The sequence below is a fragment of the Cyclobacterium sediminis genome (assembly GCF_054781075.1).
The window spans coordinates 215,307-235,039 of sequence record NZ_BAAGVC010000043.1; the positions used below are offsets into that span (position 1 = coordinate 215,307).

Genomic DNA, 19,733 nt, shown 5'->3' on the forward strand with positions numbered 1-19,733 from the left:
TTTTTAAGGTAATTTTTCAGTGAATACGAAATAATTTTCCGGAAAATCAATGGCTTCCGGTCGGTCTTTGAATAATCCAAAAACTGCAGAGCCGGAACCGGACATAGCCGCATACCATGCACCAGCAGCATATAGTTTTTCTTTGATGGTAGCAATTTCGGGGTGATTGGCGAAAACACCTTTCTCAAAATCGTTGACCAGCTGTGATTTCCATGATGACTGATCCGAAAGAATGGTTTTTAAATCCTTCTCACTAAGCTTGGGTTGTATGCCTCCATATGCTTCTTTTGTGCCGATATGGATGCCCGGGTGAATCAAGTATAGCCAGTTCCCTGAAAGATCGATAGGGAAGGGAGTTAGTTTTTCACCCCGTCCTTCTGCCATTTGCGGATTGTTTTGTATAAAAAACGGGCAGTCACTACCCAATTGTGAGGCATAGTTTTCCAATTGTTTGGCATCTAGCCCTAACGAAAAAAGTTGGTTCAAAAGGTTTAAAGCAAAAGCTGCGTCGGCAGAGCCCCCACCAAGTCCTGCACCGATGGGTATGCGCTTATGCAAATGTGCTGCAATTGCCGGGGTTTCGGGAAAATCTGACGATAATAACTGATAAGCTTTTACGATCAGGTTATTGGCTGAATCTCCTGGAATGGAGATACCACTGTGACTAAAAGAGAAAGATTTGGAGGGGATTATTTCCAATGCCTCTTTTAAAGGAATGGGGTACATGCACGTTTCGATGTCATGAAATCCATCGGTTCTTTTTCTGAGCACATGTAAGCCAAGGTTGATTTTGGCATTGGGAAAAATGATCATATTTGTATAGCTTTAAGCATTAAAATTAAAACAAAGCTGTGGATTTTCTATGAAGCTTTTTAAGGTATTTTTTTAGTTATTGGCCTACTTCTGTTTAAAGTTGGTAAGTATCGCCTAAAAGTCGGTTTTTTTAGGGAAAAATTAACAAATGTTTGGATCAGAATAAAATTTTGAATTTTTTTACCTTAATTAATTTTTTTAAAATAAAATATTTGATAATCTACTATTTAAGGCTTTAATTTTTCATTTGTTTTCATTTACATTATTTTCTTATTTTCAAGAAATTAAAAAAAGAATTAAAATATTGTAAGTGTGGATTAAGGGTTTTAATATTGCATTATAATAGTATATAAAATAGTCAGAAATAATACTCTTAAAAGAGATATGTTAGTAGTTGTCAGCCTTGTCGTCCTAATTGTCATTATCATTTAGTAAGTGATGAAGCGCTGATCTATTGCCAATAGAAAAAATCAATCAAAGTGCTTCATTCGAGTGAAGCACTTTTTTTTATAAGCCAGTTGTTAAAAATAATTCAGTTATAATGAGCAATTCAAAAAAGAATAGTTGGGAGGTAAGCGATAATCAAGAGAATCCGGCGTCAATGGCCATGTTGTACGCAACAGGGCTTACGGATGAGCAGATGAAGCAACCTTTTGTGGGTGTGGCAAGTTGCGGGTATGAAAGTAACCCTTGTAACATGCACCTTAATGACTTTGCAAGAGCCATAAAGGCCTCTACAAGAAAGTCAAAACTGACTGGATTGGTCTTCAATACAATAGGGATTAGTGATGGTATTTCAATGGGTACTTCGGGAATGCGTTATAGTCTTCCTTCTAGAGAGATCATTGCTGATTCTGTAGAGTCATTTATTCTAGGTCATTCATTTGACGGGATAATTACAGTAGCTGGTTGCGATAAAAACATGCCGGGTGCAGTTATGGGCATGCTAAGGGTAAACAGGCCTTCTATCATGGTTTATGGTGGCACCATCAGGTCCGGGAAATATAAAGGTGAGAAATTGAATATTGTTTCGGCTTTTGAGGCCTATGGCAAGAAAATCAAAAATGAAATATCTGATGAAGATTATACAGGCGTAATCAAAAATGCATGTCCCGGAGCAGGTGCTTGTGGGGGAATGTATACCGCCAATACCATGTCTTCTGCCATAGAAGCCATGGGGCTTTCACTTCCTTACAGTGCATCCAATCCTGCCAATTCTCAGGAGAAAGCAGCAGAATGTGAAGCCGCAGGTGAATTCATTGCCAATTTATTGGCCATGGACTTGAAGCCAAAAGATATTGTTACCAAGAAGAGTTTAGAAAACGCCGTAAGGGTGGTTGTAGCACTTGCAGGAAGTACCAACGCCGTATTGCACTTGTTGGCCATTGCCCGAACTGCTGAGATTGACTTTGGCTTGGAAGATTTTAAGAAAATAAATGCCACTACTCCTGTATTAGGTGATTTTAAACCTAGTGGTAAATACATGATGGAGGACTTGCACGATCAGGGAGGTTTGCCGGCCTTTATGCGTTACCTGCTAGACAATGGCTTGCTACATGGAGATTGCATGACAGTTACAGGCAAAACCATTGAAGAAAATTTGGCTGATATTGCGCCTATTAAAGTAGCGAAAGGAAGTGTAATCAACCCAATAGATTCACCTGTGAAAGAAACAGGGCACCTTTGTATCTTGTCAGGCAACCTTGCTCCTGAAGGTTCTGTGGCCAAGATATCAGGTAAAGAAGGCGTCTCATTTACAGGACCTGCAAAGGTTTACAACTCAGAACAGGAGGCCAACGATGCCATGAAAAACATGGAAGTTCAAAAAGGTGATGTTGTCGTCATCAGGTTTGTAGGTCCAAAAGGTGGACCGGGAATGCCTGAGATGCTTAAACCTACTTCTATAATCATTGGAGCAGGGCTGGGAGCTGATGTAGCATTGATTACAGATGGAAGATTTTCAGGAGGTACACACGGCTTTGTAGTAGGTCATGTAACACCGGAAGCATATACAGGTGGTCCAATAGGACTTTTACAAAATGGCGATATGGTCACCATTAATGGAGAGACCCTTGAAATCTCTTGTGATGTATCTGAAGAAACTTTTGCAGAGCGAAAGAAAACTTGGGTAAATAAAGACTTAAGCCATTTAAATGGAACATTAAAAAAATATTCTCAGTTAGTTTCTACGGCATCTGAAGGATGCGTTACGGATAAAGATTAACGACTATGAATGATTCACAAATAAGAGGGGCAGAAATTGTAATCAAATCCCTGGTAGCAGAAAATGCCAAATTTATTTTTGGTTACCCGGGAGGGGCTATCATGCCGGTGTATGATGCACTCTATGATTATATGGATCAGATCCAGCATATCCTCACCCGACACGAACAAGGCGCTATTCATGCTGCCCAGGGATATGCCAGAGTTTCCGGTAAAGTGGGGGTTTGTATGGCCACTTCCGGTCCGGGAGCAACCAATTTAATAACTGGCATGGCTGATGCCTTAATTGACAGTACACCTCTCGTCTGTATTACAGGACAGGTGTTGTCACCACTTCTGGGAACAGATGCTTTTCAAGAAACAGATGTGGTAGGGATTTCAATGCCTGCCACTAAATGGAATATACAAGTAAGAAGGGTGGAGGATATCGCTCCGGCCATTGCCAAAGGTTTTCATATTGCAAGGTCCGGAAGACCAGGGCCGGTATTGATAGACATAACAAAGGATGCTCAGGTAGCCTTGGGAGATTATAATTATGTTCCATGTCTTAATATTCGCTCTTACCGTCCTTATCCTAAGGTGGAAGACAATGTGATTGATGCTGCAGCTGAACTTATCAATAATGCCAAAAGACCTTATCTTTTGTATGGTCAGGGTGTAATATTGGGTAAGGCCGAAAGTCAGTTAAAAGCATTTTTAGATAAGACTGGAATTCCTGCTGCTTGTACCTTGTTGGGTACAGGAGCCTTGTCTGAGGATCATCCAAATTACGTAGGCAAATTGGGAATGCATGGCAATTATGCACCGAATTTGCTCACCAATAAATGTGATGTCTTGATCAGCGTGGGCATGCGGTTTGATGACCGGGTAACGGGAGATGTGAAGCGTTATGCCAAACAAGCCAAGGTTATTCATCTTGAATTGGATCCTGCAGAAATTAACAAGATTGTTAAGGCCGATGTACCTATTCTAGGTGACTGTAAAGTTAGTTTAGAAAAGCTTGTTGAGAAGGTAGAAAAGAAAGAACATCCGGAATGGTTCAAGCAATTCAGAGCGCTTGAGGCTGAGGAAAAAAGAGTGGTTGTGGGCAATGACTTGTCTCCGACCAAGAATGGCTTGACTATGGGTGAGGTGATTCGACATATCAATGAGTTTAAAGCTGATGATGCTATTTTGGTAACAGATGTAGGTCAACATCAAATGGTAGCATGGAGGTATTTTGAATACAAGACCTCCAGAACACAGGTTACCTCCGGGGGCCTAGGCACCATGGGATTCTCTCTTCCTGCCGCTTTGGGAGCTCAGCTCCATGACTACAGCAAAGAAGTAATCTGTGTAGTGGGAGATGGAGGAATTCAGATGACCATTCAAGAACTTGGAGCCATTATGCAAACCAAAGCTCCTGTAAAGGTTGTTTTGCTTAACAATAATTTCTTGGGAATGGTAAGGCAGTGGCAGCAGTTGTTTTTTGACAAGCGCTACTCTTTTACAGAACTAGACAACCCTGATTTTATAAAAATCGCAGAAGCTTATAGCTTTAAGGTACAGATAGTAGATGAAAGGGCTGATTTACGCCAGGCGGTAGCTGAGATGTTTGTACATGATGGACCTTATTTCCTTGAGGTGAAAGTAGAAAAAGAGGACAATGTTTTTCCAATGATTGCCACCGGCAGTTCTGTAGAAGAAGTTAGACTTAAATAACTCAGATGAAAAGAAGATACACAATTTCTGTATTTACAGAAAATTTCATAGGAATACTCAGTAGAATTACTTTAATATTTACCCGTAGGGGGATCAATATTGATGGTTTTACTGCCTCAGAAAGTAGAGAAGAGGGGATCTATAGGATCACCATTGAGGTGAATACAACTGAAGAACAAGTGATTCAGTTGTCAAGGCAAATCGAGAAAATCATTGATGTAATCAAAGCCTTTTATTACGTGGATGATGAAATGGTTTTTCAAGAGATTGCCTTGTACAAAATTCCAATTGACAGTATAGATCCAGGTTTGGAGAAAGTAATTCGTCAGTACAATGCGAAGATTATTTCAGCCGAGAAGGATTTTGTGGTCATAGAAATGACAGGCCATAAAGAAGATACCCAGGATTTGCTGGAAGTTTTAAAAGAATTTAATGTTCTGGAATTTGTTAGGTCCGGCAGAGTAGCTGTGGCCAAGCCAATGGTGAGTATTGATAAATATTTATAATACCAATTTAAAATCAATTTTAATTTATAGTTATGAAACTGAAGTTCGGTACAGTTGAAGAAAACGTAGTGACAAGAGAAGAATTTCCTCTTGAAAAAGCCAAGGAAGTCCTAAAAGACGAAGTAATCGCCGTATTAGGATATGGGGTTCAAGGCCCTGGACAGGCACTAAACCTAAAAGACAATGGTTTCAATGTCATTGTAGGACAAAGAAAAGATTCCAAAACTTGGGACAAGGCTGTTGCTGACGGATGGGTTCCTGGTGAAACTCTTTTTGAGTTGGAAGAAGCCTGTGAAAAAGGAACAATTCTTCAGTTCTTGTTGTCTGATGCCGGACAAATTGCCTTATGGCCAACAGTTAAGAAACATTTGACTCCAGGAAAAGCACTTTACTTTTCTCATGGCTTTGGTGTTACTTATAAAGAACAGACAGGTATCGTTCCTCCAGCGGATGTGGATGTGATTTTGGTTGCCCCTAAAGGTTCAGGAACTTCATTGAGGAGAATGTTTGTTGAAGGAAGAGGTTTGAACTCATCTTTTGCTATTTTCCAAGATGCTACCGGAAGAGCAAAAGAAAGAGTAGTTGCTTTGGGCATAGGAGTAGGTTCAGGATATTTGTTCGAAACCGATTTCTACAAAGAAGTAACATCTGACCTTACAGGTGAAAGAGGTTCTTTGATGGGTGCTATTCAGGGTATCTTCGCTGCTCAGTACGAAGTATTAAGAGCTAACGGTCATACTCCTTCAGAAGCATTCAATGAAACTGTTGAAGAATTGACACAAAGTTTGATGCCTTTGGTAGCTGAAAACGGAATGGATTGGATGTATGCCAACTGTTCAACTACAGCTCAAAGAGGTGCGTTGGATTGGTGGAAACCTTTCAGAGATGCCACTAAGCCTGTATTTGAAGACTTATACAACAGTGTAAAGACAGGAAAAGAAGCTGCCAAGTCTATTGAAGCCAATAGTAAGCCAGATTATAGGGTGAAATTAGAAGAAGAGTTGAAAGAATTGAGAGATTCTGAAATGTGGCAAGCGGGAGCAACTGTCCGTAAATTAAGACCAGAAAACAATTAAAAAATAACGATGTCAGAAAAGCTTTGGATATTTGATACCACCCTTAGGGATGGAGAACAGGTGCCGGGTTGCCAACTCGATACCAGGGAAAAAATTGTAGTAGCCAAGGCTTTGGAAGCATTGGGAGTTGATATCCTTGAGGCTGGATTTCCTGTATCCAGCCCCGGGGATTTCAATTCTGTTGTGGAAATATCAAAAGCAGTAGAAGACCCTATCATCTGTGCACTTTCCAGAGCTGTAGAGAAAGACATAGAAGTGGCTGCTGAGGCATTAAAGTTTGCCAAAAAAAGTAGAATCCACACCGGTATAGGTGTCTCTGGTTACCATATTGAGCATAAGTTTAGAAGTACTCCTGATGCCGTGCTTGAAAAAGCCATCAAGGCAGTGAAGTTTGCAAGGAACCTTGTAGGTGAAGTGGAGTTTTATGCTGAGGATGCCGGTAGGGCAGATCCTGAATTTCTTGCAAAGATTGTTGAAGCAGTGATCAAGGCAGGAGCTACAGTCATCAATATTCCGGATACTACAGGCTATTGTCTTCCAGAGCAGTACGGAAATATCATTCGTTTTCTCAAGGAAAATGTCTCAAATATAGACAAGGCCATCTTGTCTACCCACTGTCACAATGATCTTGGATTGGCCACGGCCAATAGCCTTTCAGGCGTACTCAACGGTGCCAGACAAGTGGAAGTGACCATGAATGGCATAGGTGAACGTGCCGGCAACACCTCCTTGGAAGAAGTGGTGATGGCCATAAAAAGTCACAAAGAGGTACCGGTTTATACCGGAATCAATACCAAGAAAATTTACGAAACGAGTAGGATTATTTCCAAACTCATGAATATGCCTATACAGCCAAATAAGGCGATTGTAGGTAGAAATGCATTTGCACACTCATCCGGAATACACCAGGATGGTGTCCTAAAAAATAGGGAGAATTATGAAATCATAGATCCCAAAGATGTAGGTGTAGAAGAATCATCCATAGTCCTGACAGCAAGAAGCGGGAGGGCTGCATTAAAACATCACCTCAAATTACTGGGGTTTGAATTTGATAAAGAGAAATTGGATGAAATTTATGCTGATTTCTTAACCCTTGCAGACTCAAAACGAGACATAGGTAGAAAAGACCTACTGTCTTTATTAGGTGAACACCTGGAACATGCTCCTTTCATAGAAATGAAAGAAGTTTACTACGAAGGAAGTGAAGGAGAAGGTGGTCATGCAAAAGTTGTTCTTGCTATCGGTGAAGAAGAAAAGAAAAGTGAATCCGACGGAAATGGCCCCGTAGATGCAGTCATTAAATCCATCAAGAAGCTAATTCCTCAGCAGGTTATATTGGATGAATTTTTGATCCAAGCGATTACCAAAGGGAGTGACGATATATGTAAAGTCCACATGCGATTGATGCATAATGAACGGCCCTATCATGGGTTCGGATCCGAAACAGACATAGTATTGGCCTCAGCCAAGGCATTTATTGATGCTTTAAATAAATTACCTGTCAAATAAATTTGGCAAAAATCTAAATATAATGGAGAAGAAATCATTATTTGATAAGATTTGGGATGCGCATGTGATCCAGTCTATCCCAAGTGGTCCGGATGTGTTTTTCATAGATAAGCATTTTATCCACGAAGTAACCAGTCCGGTTGCATTCCTAAACCTCGAAAAAAGAGGAAATAAGGTTATGTTTCCGGAAAGGACCATTGCTACTCCCGATCATAATGTACCCACTGTTGATCAGGACAAAACGATCAAGGATCAACTTTCCCGAATGCAAGTTGAAAAGTTAAGGGAAAATTGTAAGAAGCACGGAATAGATCTTCACGATCTAGGGACTGATCATCATGGAATTGTCCATGTAATCGGACCCGAGCTAGGCATTACCCAACCGGGAATGACCATAGTTTGTGGAGATAGTCATACTTCCACACATGGAGCTTTTGGTACCATTGCTTTTGGTATAGGGACTTCAGAAGTTGAAATGGTTTTTGCTACCCAATGCATCATGCAAGCAAAGCCTAAGAAAATGAGGATAACCATCGATGGAGAATTAGGCAAAGGGGTTACCTCTAAGGATATAATCTTGTATATCATCGCTCAAATTTCTGCCAGTGGTGGAACAGGGTATTTCATCGAATATGCAGGAAGTGCCATCAGGTCTTTGAGTATGGAAGCGAGAATGACCATCTGTAATATGAGTATTGAGATGGGCGCAAGAGGTGGACTGATAGCCCCTGATGAAACTACTTTCGAATACCTTAAAGGGAAACAATATTCTCCTAAAGGAGAGGAATGGGACAAGGCTGTGGCACATTGGAAAACACTTCAGACTGATGAGGGAGCTACATTTGATGTAGAATACCAATATGATGCTGCCGACATTGAGCCGATGATCACCTATGGTACCAACCCGGGTATGGGAGTGAAGGTGAGAGGAAATATCCCAACAACAGACGGGATGAATGAGAGTGAAAATAAATCTTATATCAAGTCCTTGGATTATATGGGCTTCCAGCCGGGAGAGGCTATGGAAGGCAAAAAAATTGACTATGTATTTGTGGGTAGTTGTACCAATGGACGTATAGAAGATTTAAGGTCAGTGGCTCAATTTGTAAAAGGAAAACAAAAAGCAGACAATATTACTGCTTGGATTGTTCCTGGATCCAGAGAAGTAGAAAAAATGGCTATAGAAGAAGGTATCGTCCAAACTTTGGAAGATGCAGGCTTTAAATTAAGACAACCTGGCTGTTCTGCTTGTTTGGCCATGAATGATGATAAAATTCCTTCAGGAAAATATGCTGTATCAACTTCAAACAGAAACTTTGAAGGACGTCAAGGACCGGGCAGTCGAACTTTATTGGCTTCACCTTTAACCGTAGCGGCTGTGGCCATTACAGGGGTGATTACAGACCCAAGGGATATAATAGAAGAATTAGTACAAGAAAAATAATACCATGGCATACGATAAATTTGATGTTTTGACCAGTAAGGTGGTTCCGCTTTCCTCAGAAAATGTAGATACTGACCAAATTATTCCGGCCAGGTTTTTAAAGGCTACAGAAAGAAAGGGATTTGGGGACAACCTTTTCAGAGACTGGCGTTTTGATAAAGAAGGAAATCCTAAACCGGATTTTGTTTTAAATGATCCGACTTATAGTGGTAAAATACTATTGGCAGGTAAGAATTTTGGATCAGGTTCGAGTCGTGAACATGCGGTATGGGCCATTTATGATTACGGGTTCAGATGTGTGGTTTCAAGTTTCTTTGCTGATATATTCAAAAACAATTGCTTGAACATTGGCGTGCTTCCAGTTACGGTTTCTCCGAAGTTTGCAGAGGAGTTATTTGCTGCCGTTGAGGCCAATCCGGAAACAGAAGTAGAGGTAGACATCAATAAACAAACCATTACGCTGCTGTCCACAGGAAATTCAGAATCATTTGATATCAATTCTTACAAAAAGCAAAACATGAAAAATGGGTTCGATGATATCGATTATTTGCTGAACCTTAAAGAAGAAATAGTAGCATTCGAAGCCAAAAGGTAAACCTTGCTCTGAGTTTCGAAGTTTCAATTGTGTCAGGTTAATGGTAAGGGAATGCGTAGAGAAAAGAATATAGAAATCATGGACACCACCCTGAGGGATGGAGAGCAAACCTCCGGGGTGTCATTTCTTCCTTCAGAAAAACTTCAGATTGCGAAGCTTTTGCTGGAAGAGCTAAGAGTTGACCGAATAGAGGTGGCCTCAGCTAGGGTTTCAGAAGGAGAGTTGGAAGGTGTCAAAAGGATCACAAATTGGGCTGAGGAAAGAGGCTTTTTGAGTAGTATTGAGGTTTTGGGATTTGTAGATACCCCGAAATCTGTAGATTGGATGGTAGAAGCCGGTGCCAAAGTAATGAATTTGCTAACCAAAGGTTCGCTCAATCACCTGACACATCAGCTCAAGAAAACACCGGAAGTTCATTTTGCCGAGATTGAGAAATGCATTTCCTATGCAAGAACACATGGCATTGAAGTAAATGTTTATTTGGAGGACTGGAGCAATGGCATGCGTAATTCTAGAGATTATGCCCTTTCAATGATTGAATTCCTCTCCCAACAGCCGGTCAAAAGAATTATGCTTCCGGATACCTTGGGACTACTTTGCCCGGATGAAGTAAAGGAGTTTTTGGAACTGATTTGTGATAAGTTTCCGGAATTGCATTTTGATTTCCATGCGCACAATGATTATGACCTATCTGTTGCCAATGTACTCCATGCGGTAAATACCGGAGCCAAAGGCATACATACCACTGTCAATGGATTAGGAGAGCGTGCCGGTAATGCTCCACTTGAATCCATAGTAGCGGTAATAAAGGATTTCACACCTTGTCACCTTAATGTCAACGAAAGTAAAATTTATAGGATAAGTAAGCTGGTAGAGCAATTTTCAGGATTGAGAATACCTGCAAATAAACCGGTGGTTGGGGAAAATGTATTTACCCAAACAGCAGGTGTACATGCCGATGGTGACAATAAAAAGAACTTGTATTTCAGTGATTTACTTCCAGAACGTTTTGGGAGAACGCGGAAATATGCCTTGGGAAAAACTTCAGGGAAGGCCAATATTTCCAAGAACTTGGAAGAGCTAGGCATTTCTCTGGAACCTGAAGAATTAACAAAGGTTACACAAAAAATTATTGAGCTCGGAGATAAGAAGGAACGGGTTACAACTGAAGATCTTCCCTATATAATTTCTGATGTGCTTCAAAATAATTCCATCAATAACGACATTGTTATTGATGGATACCATATGGTGCATTCCAAGGGGTTAAAGCCTTCAGTTCAGTTGCGGGTTAAAATTTTCGACAACTATTATGAACAGAATGCCTCCGGTGATGGGCAGTATGATTCTTTTATGAAAGCGCTGAAGAAAATCTACAAGGGACTTGACATGCAATTGCCTAAGTTGACGGACTTTCATATTAGCATTCCTCCTGGGGGTAAGACCGATGCTTTTGTAGAGTGTGTGATTACCTGGGATTTGAATGGAAGGATCTTCAAGACCAAAGGTTTGGACAGTGACCAGACCATTGCAGCCATGATGGCCACCGAAAAAATGCTTAATATCATAGAACAAATCAAAAATAGTAACAAAACTGAAAAAAAGAATCCTTATGGAAATGAATATAGCCCTATTACCTGGTGATGGTATTGGCCCTGAAGTAATCAATCAGGCAGTAAAAGTTGTGGATGCTGTCGCTAAGAAATTTGGACATAAAATCACTTACAATGAAGCCATCACAGGTGCTGCCGCTATTGATGCAGTAGGTAACCCATACCCTGATGCCACGCACGATGCCTGTGTTGCAGCAGATGCCGTTCTTTTTGGAGCCATTGGTCATCCAAAGTTCGACAATGACCCTAGCGCAAAAGTTAGGCCTGAGCAAGGCTTGTTGGAAATGAGGAAGAAGTTGGGACTTTTTTCAAACGTTCGTCCTACCTTCACTTTCCCTTCCTTGCTTCACAAGTCCCCCTTGAAAAAAGAAAGAATTGAAGGTACTGATCTAGTATTTTTAAGGGAACTGACAGGTGGTATTTATTTTGGGGAGCCTAGAGGTAGAAATGAACAAGGAACAAAAGCTTTTGATTCTTGTGTATATTCTGTTGAGGAAATTGAAAGACTGGCAAGGATGGGTTTTGAATTTGCCAGAAAGAGAAGGAAGTTATTGACCTGTGTTGATAAAGCTAATGTATTGGCCACTTCACGTCTTTGGAGAGAAACGGTACAACGACTTGCACCTGAATATCCTGACGTTAAAGTTGAATATGAATTTGTGGATGCTGTAGCCATGAGATTGGTTCAATGGCCAAAAGCCTATGATGTCTTGATTACAGAAAACCTATTCGGTGATATCCTTACAGATGAGGCTTCTGTAATTAGTGGGTCGATGGGATTGATGCCATCTGCTTCAATTGGTCTTAAAACCAAGCTTTTTGAACCTATACACGGTTCTTATCCTCAAGCAGCAGGTAAAGACATTGCCAACCCTTTGGCAGCTGTATTGTCTGCTTCCATGATGTTTGAGTATGCTTTTGATTTAATGGATGAAGCTAAAGCTATTTCTGACGTGGTTAACTTGTCTTTGGAAAAAGGCGTGGTAACTGAAGATCTTTCAGAAGGGGAGAAATCCTATAAAACTTCTGAAGTAGGAGATTGGTTGGCCGAACAAATTGAAAAAATGTAAAAATTATATTGCATAAAAAAAGCCCCTACTGCTAGTTGATAGCTTTAGGGGCTTTTTTAGTTGGTATACAATTTATTTTTTACTTGCTACGTAGGCATCAATTAATTCTTGCGTAATGCCTGTAGTAGAATAGCCTCCATCATGAAACAGGTTTTGCATGGTTACCATTCTGGTGAAATCGGAAAACATGGTGACAATGTATTCTGCACAGGATTCTGCTGAAGCATTACCAAGAGGTGAAGCCAAGGCGGCAAAATCAAAGAAATCATCAAACCCTCCTATACCTGAACCTGCTACGGTTTTCGTGGGGGATTGAGAAATGGTATTTACTCTCACATTTTTACTTTTCCCGTACCTCAGGCCATAGTTTCTAGCTATACTTTCCAGTATGGCTTTGGCTTCAGACATGTCACTATAAAAAGGGAAAGCCCTTTCTGCTGCAATATAACTTAATGCAATTACAGAAGCCCATTCGTTTAGAATGTCTTTCTTTTCTGCAACTTGAAGCATTTTGTGAAAAGAAACGGCTGAAACATCATATGACTTTTGTACCCAATCATAATTCAAGTCACCATAAGATCTTCCCTTTCGAACATTGGGAGACATTCCTATGGAGTGGAGTAAGAAATCAAAATTTCCACCTAAATATTCTTTTGCTTCATCATAAAGTTTCTCGATATCTTCTACGGATGTAGCATCTGCTGGGATAACTATGGTCCCACATTCATCGGCTAATTCCTTTATGGCGCCCATACGCATGGCTATTGGGGCATTGGTAAGGACAAATTTTGCCCCTTGTTCTTTGGCTTTTAAGGCTGTTTGCCAGGCAATAGAATTTTCATCAAGTGCGCCGGTTATTATTCCTTTTTTTCCTTTTAATAAATTTTCAGGCATTGTATTATTTTGATTTTATAACTTCAATTAAATAATATTCTATAAATTTAACTAATAAAGCGTGAAACATTTTTCACTGGGCTTTTATAAAAGAGATGCAATTGACTATTTCGAGAGCAATTCTTTAGCATTTTCAAAGGCAGTAGTTGAGGGGTTTGACCCCGAAATCATGGTGGCGATTTCAAACAATCTTTCTTCAGCGTTTAATAATTTTATTTTACTAATCGTCCGCTCTGAGCTATTATCTTTGTATACAAAATAGTGTTTTTCTCCCTTTGCCGCCACCTGTGGCAAATGGCTAATACAAATAACCTGATGTTTGGTTGCAATCTCTTGCATCATTCGGACCATTTGTAGGGCTATTTCTCCGGATATTCCGGTGTCTATTTCATCAAATATTAGCGTAGGCAAAGCCATTTTATCTGCCATAACATATTTTATGGCAAACATTAACCTGGAAAACTCACCCCCTGATGCTACTTGTCCAATTGGCTGAGGCAAAATACCTTTGTTGGCAGAAAATAAGATATCAATATCATCTATACCGGATTCATTTGCCGGGACTTCTTTTCTAAGGATTTCCACCTTGGCATTTTCCATACCTAACTGCCCCAATAAGAATTGGATCTCTTTGCTAAATCCGCTAAAGATGGCCTGTCTTTTCTTTGAAAGTTTCTGCCCCATTGCACTAAGTTTTTCTTGGGACTCCTTGAGTAATGCCTGTTGATTGGCCAGTTCTTCCTCTAGGTGATCTCCCTTAAACACCTTGTCTGCAAGAGATGAAGCCAAATCTAAGAGCTCTTTATCACTTTGAAGGCCATGTTTCTTCTGAAGCTGGTAGATTTTACTTAGTCTTTCCCTTACCCACTCAGACTTTTCAAAATCTACTTCAATTTCCTGTTCCTCCAAAGACAGGCTTTCTAATATGTCATTTAGTTCTATTAATAAACTTTCAAACCTTTGGTTTAACTCTTCAAAATTTTTCCCGAATTTCTGCAGGTATTGAAAATGTTGCTTGGCTGCTGCCAATTGTTGCATGGCACCCAACTCCTCATTTTCAAGATGGTCCAATGCCTGTGAGGCCCTCGATTTTATTTCCTCAGCATGGTTTAATAATTCTTCTTTTGCTTCTAAAGCGGCCTGCTCACCTTCCTCTAGATTTAAACTAGACAACTCCTCCAACTGAAACTGATTGTAATCGGCCTCTTGCTGGTATTGTTGCTTTTCTTGCTCGAGCAAGCGCACTTTTTTTTGCGTTTTTATGAAATCATGATACTGTGTGGAATAAGCTTCCTTTTCTTTCCGATCCTTAGCAAAAGCATCTATCAGAGAGAGCTGATAAGAAGAAGCCCCCAACAATAAGGTCTCATTTTGGGAATGAATATCCATCAGAATTTTTCCCAGAACCTTTAGGTTTTCAAGTCTTACAGGAGTGTCATTGATGAAAGCACGAGATTTTCCGGAAGGTGATATTTCACGTCGAATAATACATGCCGGTTCGTAGTCCAACTCTTCCTTCTCGAAGAATCTTTCTAAACCATAATTCTGAATATTGAACACTCCCTCAATAATGCACTTTTTCTGCTCATCAAATAATGCCTTGGTATCTGCCCTATTTCCTAATAGTAAGCCGACGGCCCCGAGCATAATGGATTTTCCTGCCCCTGTTTCTCCGGTGATCATATTGAGGCCGGCACAAGGTTCCATTTCTAATTTCTCTATCAAAGCATAGTTGGTAATGCTAAGGTTGGTTAACATGTTGCTTTGGTTTCGTTTAAGGTGTCAAAATTAACCAAAATTGAGGATTATCCTTTCAAAATGTCATTGTATTTTCTTGCATTGTTAGGGTCTACCTTAAGTAATACTTCTACTGCCTCTTCCTTCAATTCCATAGGTGCAGCCTTAAGGATTTTGCTGATTTCATCCGATTTGGCATCCATAAAGCTAATTGTTAGAATACTATTTGGTTGTACCTTGTTGGCTTCTTGTACCATTTTGATTGCTTCAAGAATGTTTTGATAACTTTCTGATGGCTTAGTAGTTAATAAATCAAGCCCCATCCTGTGGTATAAATAATAAGCATCCCTAACAGGCACCATCACTTGCGAGTTATAAAGATCATTGGCCAGCCAATACCTGTTTCTTTTGTCAGAAGGATTTTGGTTCCACCCTGAACTTGAGGATTGCTGGGCATTGGCCACAATATTGTTGGCAACTTCAAAATAAGGATCTCCTCCCCGTGGAGCGAAAGAGTCGTGATCTATCCCTATGGCGATATACGCATAATAAGCCAATAATGAAGTGATATTGTTTAAATAAGAAAACTGATTGAATTCCAAGGGCTGGGATTCCGTATATTCAAAGGTCCAATTGCGGTCTGCAAAGTTTAGTATCAAACTTTCATAATTGGAGCCATAGACGGGCCTTACGGTTTGGACTTGAACGGTCGCATTAAATATGCCTACCTGAGGCATATCATTAATTGTAATTAATAAATTACCTTTTATCCTCTCTTGAGGTTTGAGCTCTGCTTCCGTCCAATTTCGTCCATTAAGGAATTGCTCAAAAGCAGATTTCATTTGATCGAAAATATCTGTATCCTGGGTTCTTGCTCGCTCACTGTTTATTGTCACAGTGAAGTTGAGCTGCTGAGAAAGCAATTTTAATGGGCTTAAAAAAAGCCCAAAAAGCAATATAAAGATTATGTGGCGTACCATCTGTTCCTTTTTGTAAGCTGAATGGAAACTCATAAAACCCGAAATAGCATGGCTTTTCGGTACCTGCTGAAATGTTGACCAAACAATCAGCTACTTCAGATATGCTTAGGTGAGCCTCACCTGTAGCAATGATTTTAATAGGTGCTCGCATAATACCTCATGGATTCACTCATAAGGTTGATGGATACTCCAATTCAAACGTCAGAATTATCCAACTTGTTTTCAAGAAGTGAGCCAACTCGATCCAATAGCTGGATAGCCAGCATTTCCTTGGACATCACTGGCGTTTTAATCCTTTCATTATTTTTAGACAATATAGTGACTTGATTGGTGTCTTTTTGAAAACCAGCTTCGGAATCAAGAAGTGAATTTAAGACCACAAAATCAAAGTTTTTTTCAATAAGTTTGTTTTCTGCACTTAGCAAGCCCTCATCTGTTTCTAGAGCAAAACCAATGTGCAATTGTCCTTGCTTTTTATTAGCACCCAAAGATTTAGCAATATCAGGGTTCTTAATTAAACGAATCTGAAGAGCACTTTCCTTTTTCTTAATTTTCTCAACAGAAGGCTTTTCTGACCTATAATCAGCTACTGCAGCGCAAAAAATCACCACCTGAGCTTCACTATGACACTTTTGACTGGCCTCAAACATGTCTAACGCACTTGTTACCGGAATGATGGTAATGTTTGGATGGGAATTGGGTTTTATGGCTGTGGGGCCCAAAATCAAAGTCACTTCAGCGCCTCTTTCTGCCGCCTTCTCTGCCAGTGCAATCCCCATCTTGCCACTCGAATGATTGCTTATATATCTTACCGGATCTATGGCCTCCTGAGTGGGGCCTGCAGTTATAAGTACATTTAAACCTTGAAAACTAAGGTTAGGATTTAAGATGTCATGAATTGAAGCAAAGATCGCTTCCGGTTCAGGCATTCGTCCCTGACCAATTAATCCACTGGCTAACTCTCCGCTCGCGGCTTCCATGATATGGTTGCCATAGCGCTCAAGACTGGTGAGGTTTTGTTTGACAGCAGGGTGTTGGTACATGTCTAAATCCATCGCCGGGGCAAGGAGTACCGGACTTGTACAAGAAAGGTAAGTACACGACAATAAACTATCACTCTGGCCATTGGCCAGTTTGGATAAGGTATTTGCTGATAATGGAGCGATCACCATGATGTCAGCCCATGCACCTAAAGCCACATGATTGGTCCATTCACCCGTTTTCTGGTTAAAAAAATCAATAGATACAGGATTCTTGGATAAGGTGGCCAAAGTAAGTGGTGTGATAAAGTCACAAGCAGAAGCCGTCATTATAACTTTGACTTCTGCTTGTGATTTTACCAATAAGCGAACAAGTTGTGCTACTTTATAAGCAGCAATGCCTCCGGTTACACCTAATAGAATACGTTTGCCTGATAGCGGCATGTTAAGATTGGCTTTCCTCTTCTTCAGGGAATCTAAACATTACTTTGTCTTCCATGAACTCCTCCATTGCCAATGTGCTTGGCTTTGGCATTCTTTCATAGAATTTTGATATTTCAATTTGCTCTTTATTTTCAAAAACCTCTTCAAGGTTGTCTACCGTTGAAGCAAACTCTGAAAGCTTATTATTCAACTCTTCTTTCATTGTAGATGAAATTTGCTTTGCCCTTTGAGAGATAGTGAATATAGATTGGTAAAGGTTTCCTGATTTCTCTGCTACCTTGTCCAAATCTCTTGTAATAATTGACTGATTGATTGCCATATTTAATCGGATTTTAATTGCCTACTTTTTTTAAAGCTTCTGTAGCTTCCTGGTTTTTTTGTTCTTCTTCTCTCCTTTTAAGTGCCTCTGCGGTTCTGGCTTCATACTGTGCTTTTAAGGCATAGTGGTCATCAAGTTTTTCTTTGGCATCGGATTGAATTTCTATAACTTCTTCTATGTATTCGCTTTCCGGGTATTTTTTCTTGAAATCATCGGCAAAGCCCAAGGATTGCTCAAATCTTTCTTCCCTTTTATCAAAAATACTTCTTTCTGCATATGCCGCACTTACTTCTACCAAATTGAAAGCAAGTTCCTCATTATAATCACTATCCGGATAGGATTTAGCAAAATTTTGAAAATTGACTATACAAGCCCTGTAAAATTCGCCCGGAAATAAACCTTCAGTCAGACGATAATACATTTTTGATTCGGTATATGCTTTCTCTTCAAATCTTTTCTGAAGAACATCAATCATGGAAATTGCACGCTCATAAGAATCAGATTCAGGAAATCTGTTCATAAATAACTGAATTGCATTGACAGCTTCTTTTGAACTTCTTTGATCTAAATTAAAATCCGGAGCATCCAAATACAAAGAATAAGCATTCATAAACAAGGCCTCTTCAGCCAAAGGAGAACGATTATAGGTGTCAAAAAATGTTTTGAAATATTCTGCCGCTTCAATGTATCTTTTGGTTCGAAAATGAGCATAAGCGTAATTAAACTCTGCCAATTCAGCTTTGCCACTTCCCTTTATTACAGGTAAAACCCTGTCATATAGAATTATGGCTTTGTTATGCTCCCCTTCATCATAGTAGCGATTTGCTGCTTCGTAGAGTTCATCCCAATTGGTGCTTTTCTCTAATTTGTAAAATTCCCCACAACTGAAAGTGAGCAGTGAAACAAAGAAAATTAATATGTAATGGTGTGCTTTTATCATTTGACCTGCAAATATAATGGATTAATAATTGGTTATCAAGGAGGTTTCTACGCGAATGCTTATACTTATCTTTTGACGTAGAGTTTTTTAGTGACAATATTTTTATTGTCAACGATCAAAGTATAGAAATAAGTACCTGGGTTCAGGTCTGTAACGGGGATTACCAGAGATTCTTGTGAAGGGTCGAGTCTAAAATCATAAATGGGGTTTCCAATGAAACTATTGATCACAACGCGGACATTTGCGCTCGAATTTTTTATTTTATAATCCAATTGAGCTGTCCTTACACTCGGATTAGGATAGATTTCATCCAGATCTACATCTTTATGACTAAAATTATCTGAAGGTTGATCAGAAACTACATTGTAAACATTTTCAACTATAAATGCATCCCTGTTGTTGGAAGTGTTGAAGAAATGTAAATCAAATGTTCCTTTGGTGGCCGTGATACCCAATTCAAATTCAATATATATATTGGTAGTGACTTCCCCGGGCTCAAGCGTAAACCTAATTTGTGAAAGATCTTTCCTCGGGTCATAGCAGTTGTCCCCGATACAAATAAGAATATTTTGGGAGGAGCCCACATTCCCTTGCAAGTAGCGAAGGTAATAGGTAGCACTTTCTTTGGCATCGTTTTGAAGGATGAGCGTTTTCCTTTGGGTAGTATTCACTTTACCATTGAATTCAATTTTATCACTTAACACACGTACTTGCCTTGCGTCTACAAACTGTAGCGCAAACAACTGTAAGGTGATTAAAAGTGATAAAAATAATTTCATGTAAAGTCTAGTTCAATAAATTTTTAATTTCGTTAACAAAGATTTTCTCCCTCGTTTAGAAGTATATACGTATAAAAATACCAAATTGGTTCCACTTTATAGGTAGGTTTGGG

General features: G+C 39.7%; 18 protein-coding genes. 9 read left to right on the forward strand and 9 right to left on the reverse strand.

Translation table 11 applies throughout. From position 1 onward, the window contains the following. Positions 1-3 precede the first annotated feature (3 nt). Complete coding sequence (gene ispE, locus ACYVHJ_RS21520; protein WP_460519124.1) at positions 4-813, reverse strand: 4-(cytidine 5'-diphospho)-2-C-methyl-D-erythritol kinase; 810 nt, start codon at positions 811-813, stop codon at positions 4-6. Between the two features lie 541 nt (positions 814-1,354). Between ispE and ilvD the strand changes: the two genes are divergently transcribed. The 9 genes from ilvD to leuB are packed head-to-tail and all read left to right on the forward strand — an operon-like array spanning position 1,355 to position 12,547. Beyond that, entirely contained in the window at positions 1,355-3,037 is a 1,683-nt protein-coding gene (ilvD, locus tag ACYVHJ_RS21525) for a dihydroxy-acid dehydratase (RefSeq protein ID WP_460519127.1), read from the forward strand. 5 nt (positions 3,038-3,042) lie between these two features. Continuing rightward, positions 3,043-4,737: a thiamine pyrophosphate-binding protein gene (gene ilvB, locus ACYVHJ_RS21530; protein WP_460519130.1), complete on the forward strand. Its 1,695-nt coding sequence runs from the start codon at positions 3,043-3,045 to the stop codon at positions 4,735-4,737. 5 nt (positions 4,738-4,742) lie between these two features. Continuing rightward, complete coding sequence (gene ilvN, locus ACYVHJ_RS21535; protein WP_303615170.1) at positions 4,743-5,243, forward strand: acetolactate synthase small subunit; 501 nt, start codon at positions 4,743-4,745, stop codon at positions 5,241-5,243. Positions 5,244-5,275: 32 nt separating this feature from the next. Further along, a complete protein-coding gene (ilvC, locus tag ACYVHJ_RS21540; protein WP_014020413.1) occupies positions 5,276-6,319 on the forward strand; it encodes a ketol-acid reductoisomerase in 1,044 nt (347 codons plus the stop codon). Positions 6,320-6,328: 9 nt separating this feature from the next. Then, positions 6,329-7,828 (forward strand): 2-isopropylmalate synthase, encoded by a 1,500-nt coding sequence (locus ACYVHJ_RS21545; protein ID WP_460519134.1) that lies wholly within the window; start codon positions 6,329-6,331, stop codon positions 7,826-7,828. A gap of 22 nt (positions 7,829-7,850) precedes the next feature. Then, a complete protein-coding gene (gene leuC, locus ACYVHJ_RS21550) occupies positions 7,851-9,272 on the forward strand; it encodes a 3-isopropylmalate dehydratase large subunit (protein ID WP_460519137.1) in 1,422 nt (473 codons plus the stop codon). 4 nt (positions 9,273-9,276) lie between these two features. Then, entirely contained in the window at positions 9,277-9,867 is a 591-nt protein-coding gene (gene leuD, locus ACYVHJ_RS21555) for a 3-isopropylmalate dehydratase small subunit (RefSeq protein ID WP_339902198.1), read from the forward strand. A 51-nt stretch (positions 9,868-9,918) separates the two neighbouring features. Continuing rightward, complete coding sequence (locus ACYVHJ_RS21560) at positions 9,919-11,508, forward strand: alpha-isopropylmalate synthase regulatory domain-containing protein (RefSeq protein ID WP_339902197.1); 1,590 nt, start codon at positions 9,919-9,921, stop codon at positions 11,506-11,508. Continuing rightward, complete coding sequence (gene leuB / locus ACYVHJ_RS21565) at positions 11,477-12,547, forward strand: 3-isopropylmalate dehydrogenase (RefSeq protein ID WP_303615164.1); 1,071 nt, start codon at positions 11,477-11,479, stop codon at positions 12,545-12,547. Before ACYVHJ_RS21560 ends, leuB begins: the two co-directional genes overlap by 32 nt. A 72-nt stretch (positions 12,548-12,619) precedes the next feature. Here leuB and ACYVHJ_RS21570 read toward each other — a convergent pair whose 3' ends face one another. From ACYVHJ_RS21570 to ACYVHJ_RS21605, 8 genes are all read right to left on the reverse strand, one after another. After that, positions 12,620-13,441, reverse strand: coding sequence for an enoyl-ACP reductase FabI (locus ACYVHJ_RS21570; protein WP_339902196.1), 822 nt, complete (start codon positions 13,439-13,441; stop codon positions 12,620-12,622). A 105-nt stretch (positions 13,442-13,546) separates the two neighbouring features. Continuing rightward, positions 13,547-15,199, reverse strand: coding sequence for a DNA repair protein RecN (gene recN, locus ACYVHJ_RS21575; protein WP_460519142.1), 1,653 nt, complete (start codon positions 15,197-15,199; stop codon positions 13,547-13,549). A gap of 47 nt (positions 15,200-15,246) precedes the next feature. After that, the gene (porD, locus tag ACYVHJ_RS21580; protein ID WP_460519145.1) at positions 15,247-16,158 is read right to left on the reverse strand and encodes a type IX secretion system protein PorD; all 912 of its coding nucleotides are present in this window, start codon (positions 16,156-16,158) and stop codon (positions 15,247-15,249) included. Further along, positions 16,058-16,309: a hypothetical protein gene (locus tag ACYVHJ_RS21585; protein WP_460519413.1), complete on the reverse strand. Its 252-nt coding sequence runs from the start codon at positions 16,307-16,309 to the stop codon at positions 16,058-16,060. The genes porD and ACYVHJ_RS21585 overlap by 101 nt, the downstream gene beginning before the upstream one ends. A gap of 43 nt (positions 16,310-16,352) precedes the next feature. Then, positions 16,353-17,582, reverse strand: coding sequence for a bifunctional phosphopantothenoylcysteine decarboxylase/phosphopantothenate synthase (gene coaBC, locus ACYVHJ_RS21590; protein WP_460519148.1), 1,230 nt, complete (start codon positions 17,580-17,582; stop codon positions 16,353-16,355). 1 nt (position 17,583) lies between these two features. Further along, the gene (locus ACYVHJ_RS21595) at positions 17,584-17,901 is read right to left on the reverse strand and encodes a DNA-directed RNA polymerase subunit omega (RefSeq protein ID WP_339902191.1); all 318 of its coding nucleotides are present in this window, start codon (positions 17,899-17,901) and stop codon (positions 17,584-17,586) included. A gap of 13 nt (positions 17,902-17,914) precedes the next feature. Next, entirely contained in the window at positions 17,915-18,841 is a 927-nt protein-coding gene (locus ACYVHJ_RS21600) for an outer membrane protein assembly factor BamD (RefSeq protein WP_460519152.1), read from the reverse strand. Between the two features lie 65 nt (positions 18,842-18,906). Continuing rightward, the gene (locus ACYVHJ_RS21605; protein WP_339902189.1) at positions 18,907-19,620 is read right to left on the reverse strand and encodes a T9SS type A sorting domain-containing protein; all 714 of its coding nucleotides are present in this window, start codon (positions 19,618-19,620) and stop codon (positions 18,907-18,909) included. Positions 19,621-19,733: the final 113 nt, after the last annotated feature.

Bases quoted from the DNA above. Each gene is read 5' to 3' on its own strand.
- ispE (WP_460519124.1), bottom strand. From the start codon at position 813: ATGATCATTTTTCCCAATGCCAAAATCAACCTTGGCTTACATGTGCTC.
- ilvD (WP_460519127.1), top strand. From the start codon at position 1,355: ATGAGCAATTCAAAAAAGAATAGTTGGGAGGTAAGCGATAATCAAGAG.
- ilvB (WP_460519130.1), top strand. From the start codon at position 3,043: ATGAATGATTCACAAATAAGAGGGGCAGAAATTGTAATCAAATCCCTG.
- ilvN (WP_303615170.1), top strand. From the start codon at position 4,743: ATGAAAAGAAGATACACAATTTCTGTATTTACAGAAAATTTCATAGGA.
- ilvC (WP_014020413.1), top strand. From the start codon at position 5,276: ATGAAACTGAAGTTCGGTACAGTTGAAGAAAACGTAGTGACAAGAGAA.
- ACYVHJ_RS21545 (WP_460519134.1), top strand. From the start codon at position 6,329: ATGTCAGAAAAGCTTTGGATATTTGATACCACCCTTAGGGATGGAGAA.
- leuC (WP_460519137.1), top strand. From the start codon at position 7,851: ATGGAGAAGAAATCATTATTTGATAAGATTTGGGATGCGCATGTGATC.
- leuD (WP_339902198.1), top strand. From the start codon at position 9,277: ATGGCATACGATAAATTTGATGTTTTGACCAGTAAGGTGGTTCCGCTT.
- ACYVHJ_RS21560 (WP_339902197.1), top strand. From the start codon at position 9,919: ATGCGTAGAGAAAAGAATATAGAAATCATGGACACCACCCTGAGGGAT.
- leuB (WP_303615164.1), top strand. From the start codon at position 11,477: ATGGAAATGAATATAGCCCTATTACCTGGTGATGGTATTGGCCCTGAA.
- ACYVHJ_RS21570 (WP_339902196.1), bottom strand. From the start codon at position 13,441: ATGCCTGAAAATTTATTAAAAGGAAAAAAAGGAATAATAACCGGCGCA.
- recN (WP_460519142.1), bottom strand. From the start codon at position 15,199: ATGTTAACCAACCTTAGCATTACCAACTATGCTTTGATAGAGAAATTA.
- porD (WP_460519145.1), bottom strand. From the start codon at position 16,158: ATGGTACGCCACATAATCTTTATATTGCTTTTTGGGCTTTTTTTAAGC.
- ACYVHJ_RS21585 (WP_460519413.1), bottom strand. From the start codon at position 16,309: ATGCGAGCACCTATTAAAATCATTGCTACAGGTGAGGCTCACCTAAGC.
- coaBC (WP_460519148.1), bottom strand. From the start codon at position 17,582: ATGCCGCTATCAGGCAAACGTATTCTATTAGGTGTAACCGGAGGCATT.
- ACYVHJ_RS21595 (WP_339902191.1), bottom strand. From the start codon at position 17,901: ATGGCAATCAATCAGTCAATTATTACAAGAGATTTGGACAAGGTAGCA.
- ACYVHJ_RS21600 (WP_460519152.1), bottom strand. From the start codon at position 18,841: ATGATAAAAGCACACCATTACATATTAATTTTCTTTGTTTCACTGCTC.
- ACYVHJ_RS21605 (WP_339902189.1), bottom strand. From the start codon at position 19,620: ATGAAATTATTTTTATCACTTTTAATCACCTTACAGTTGTTTGCGCTA.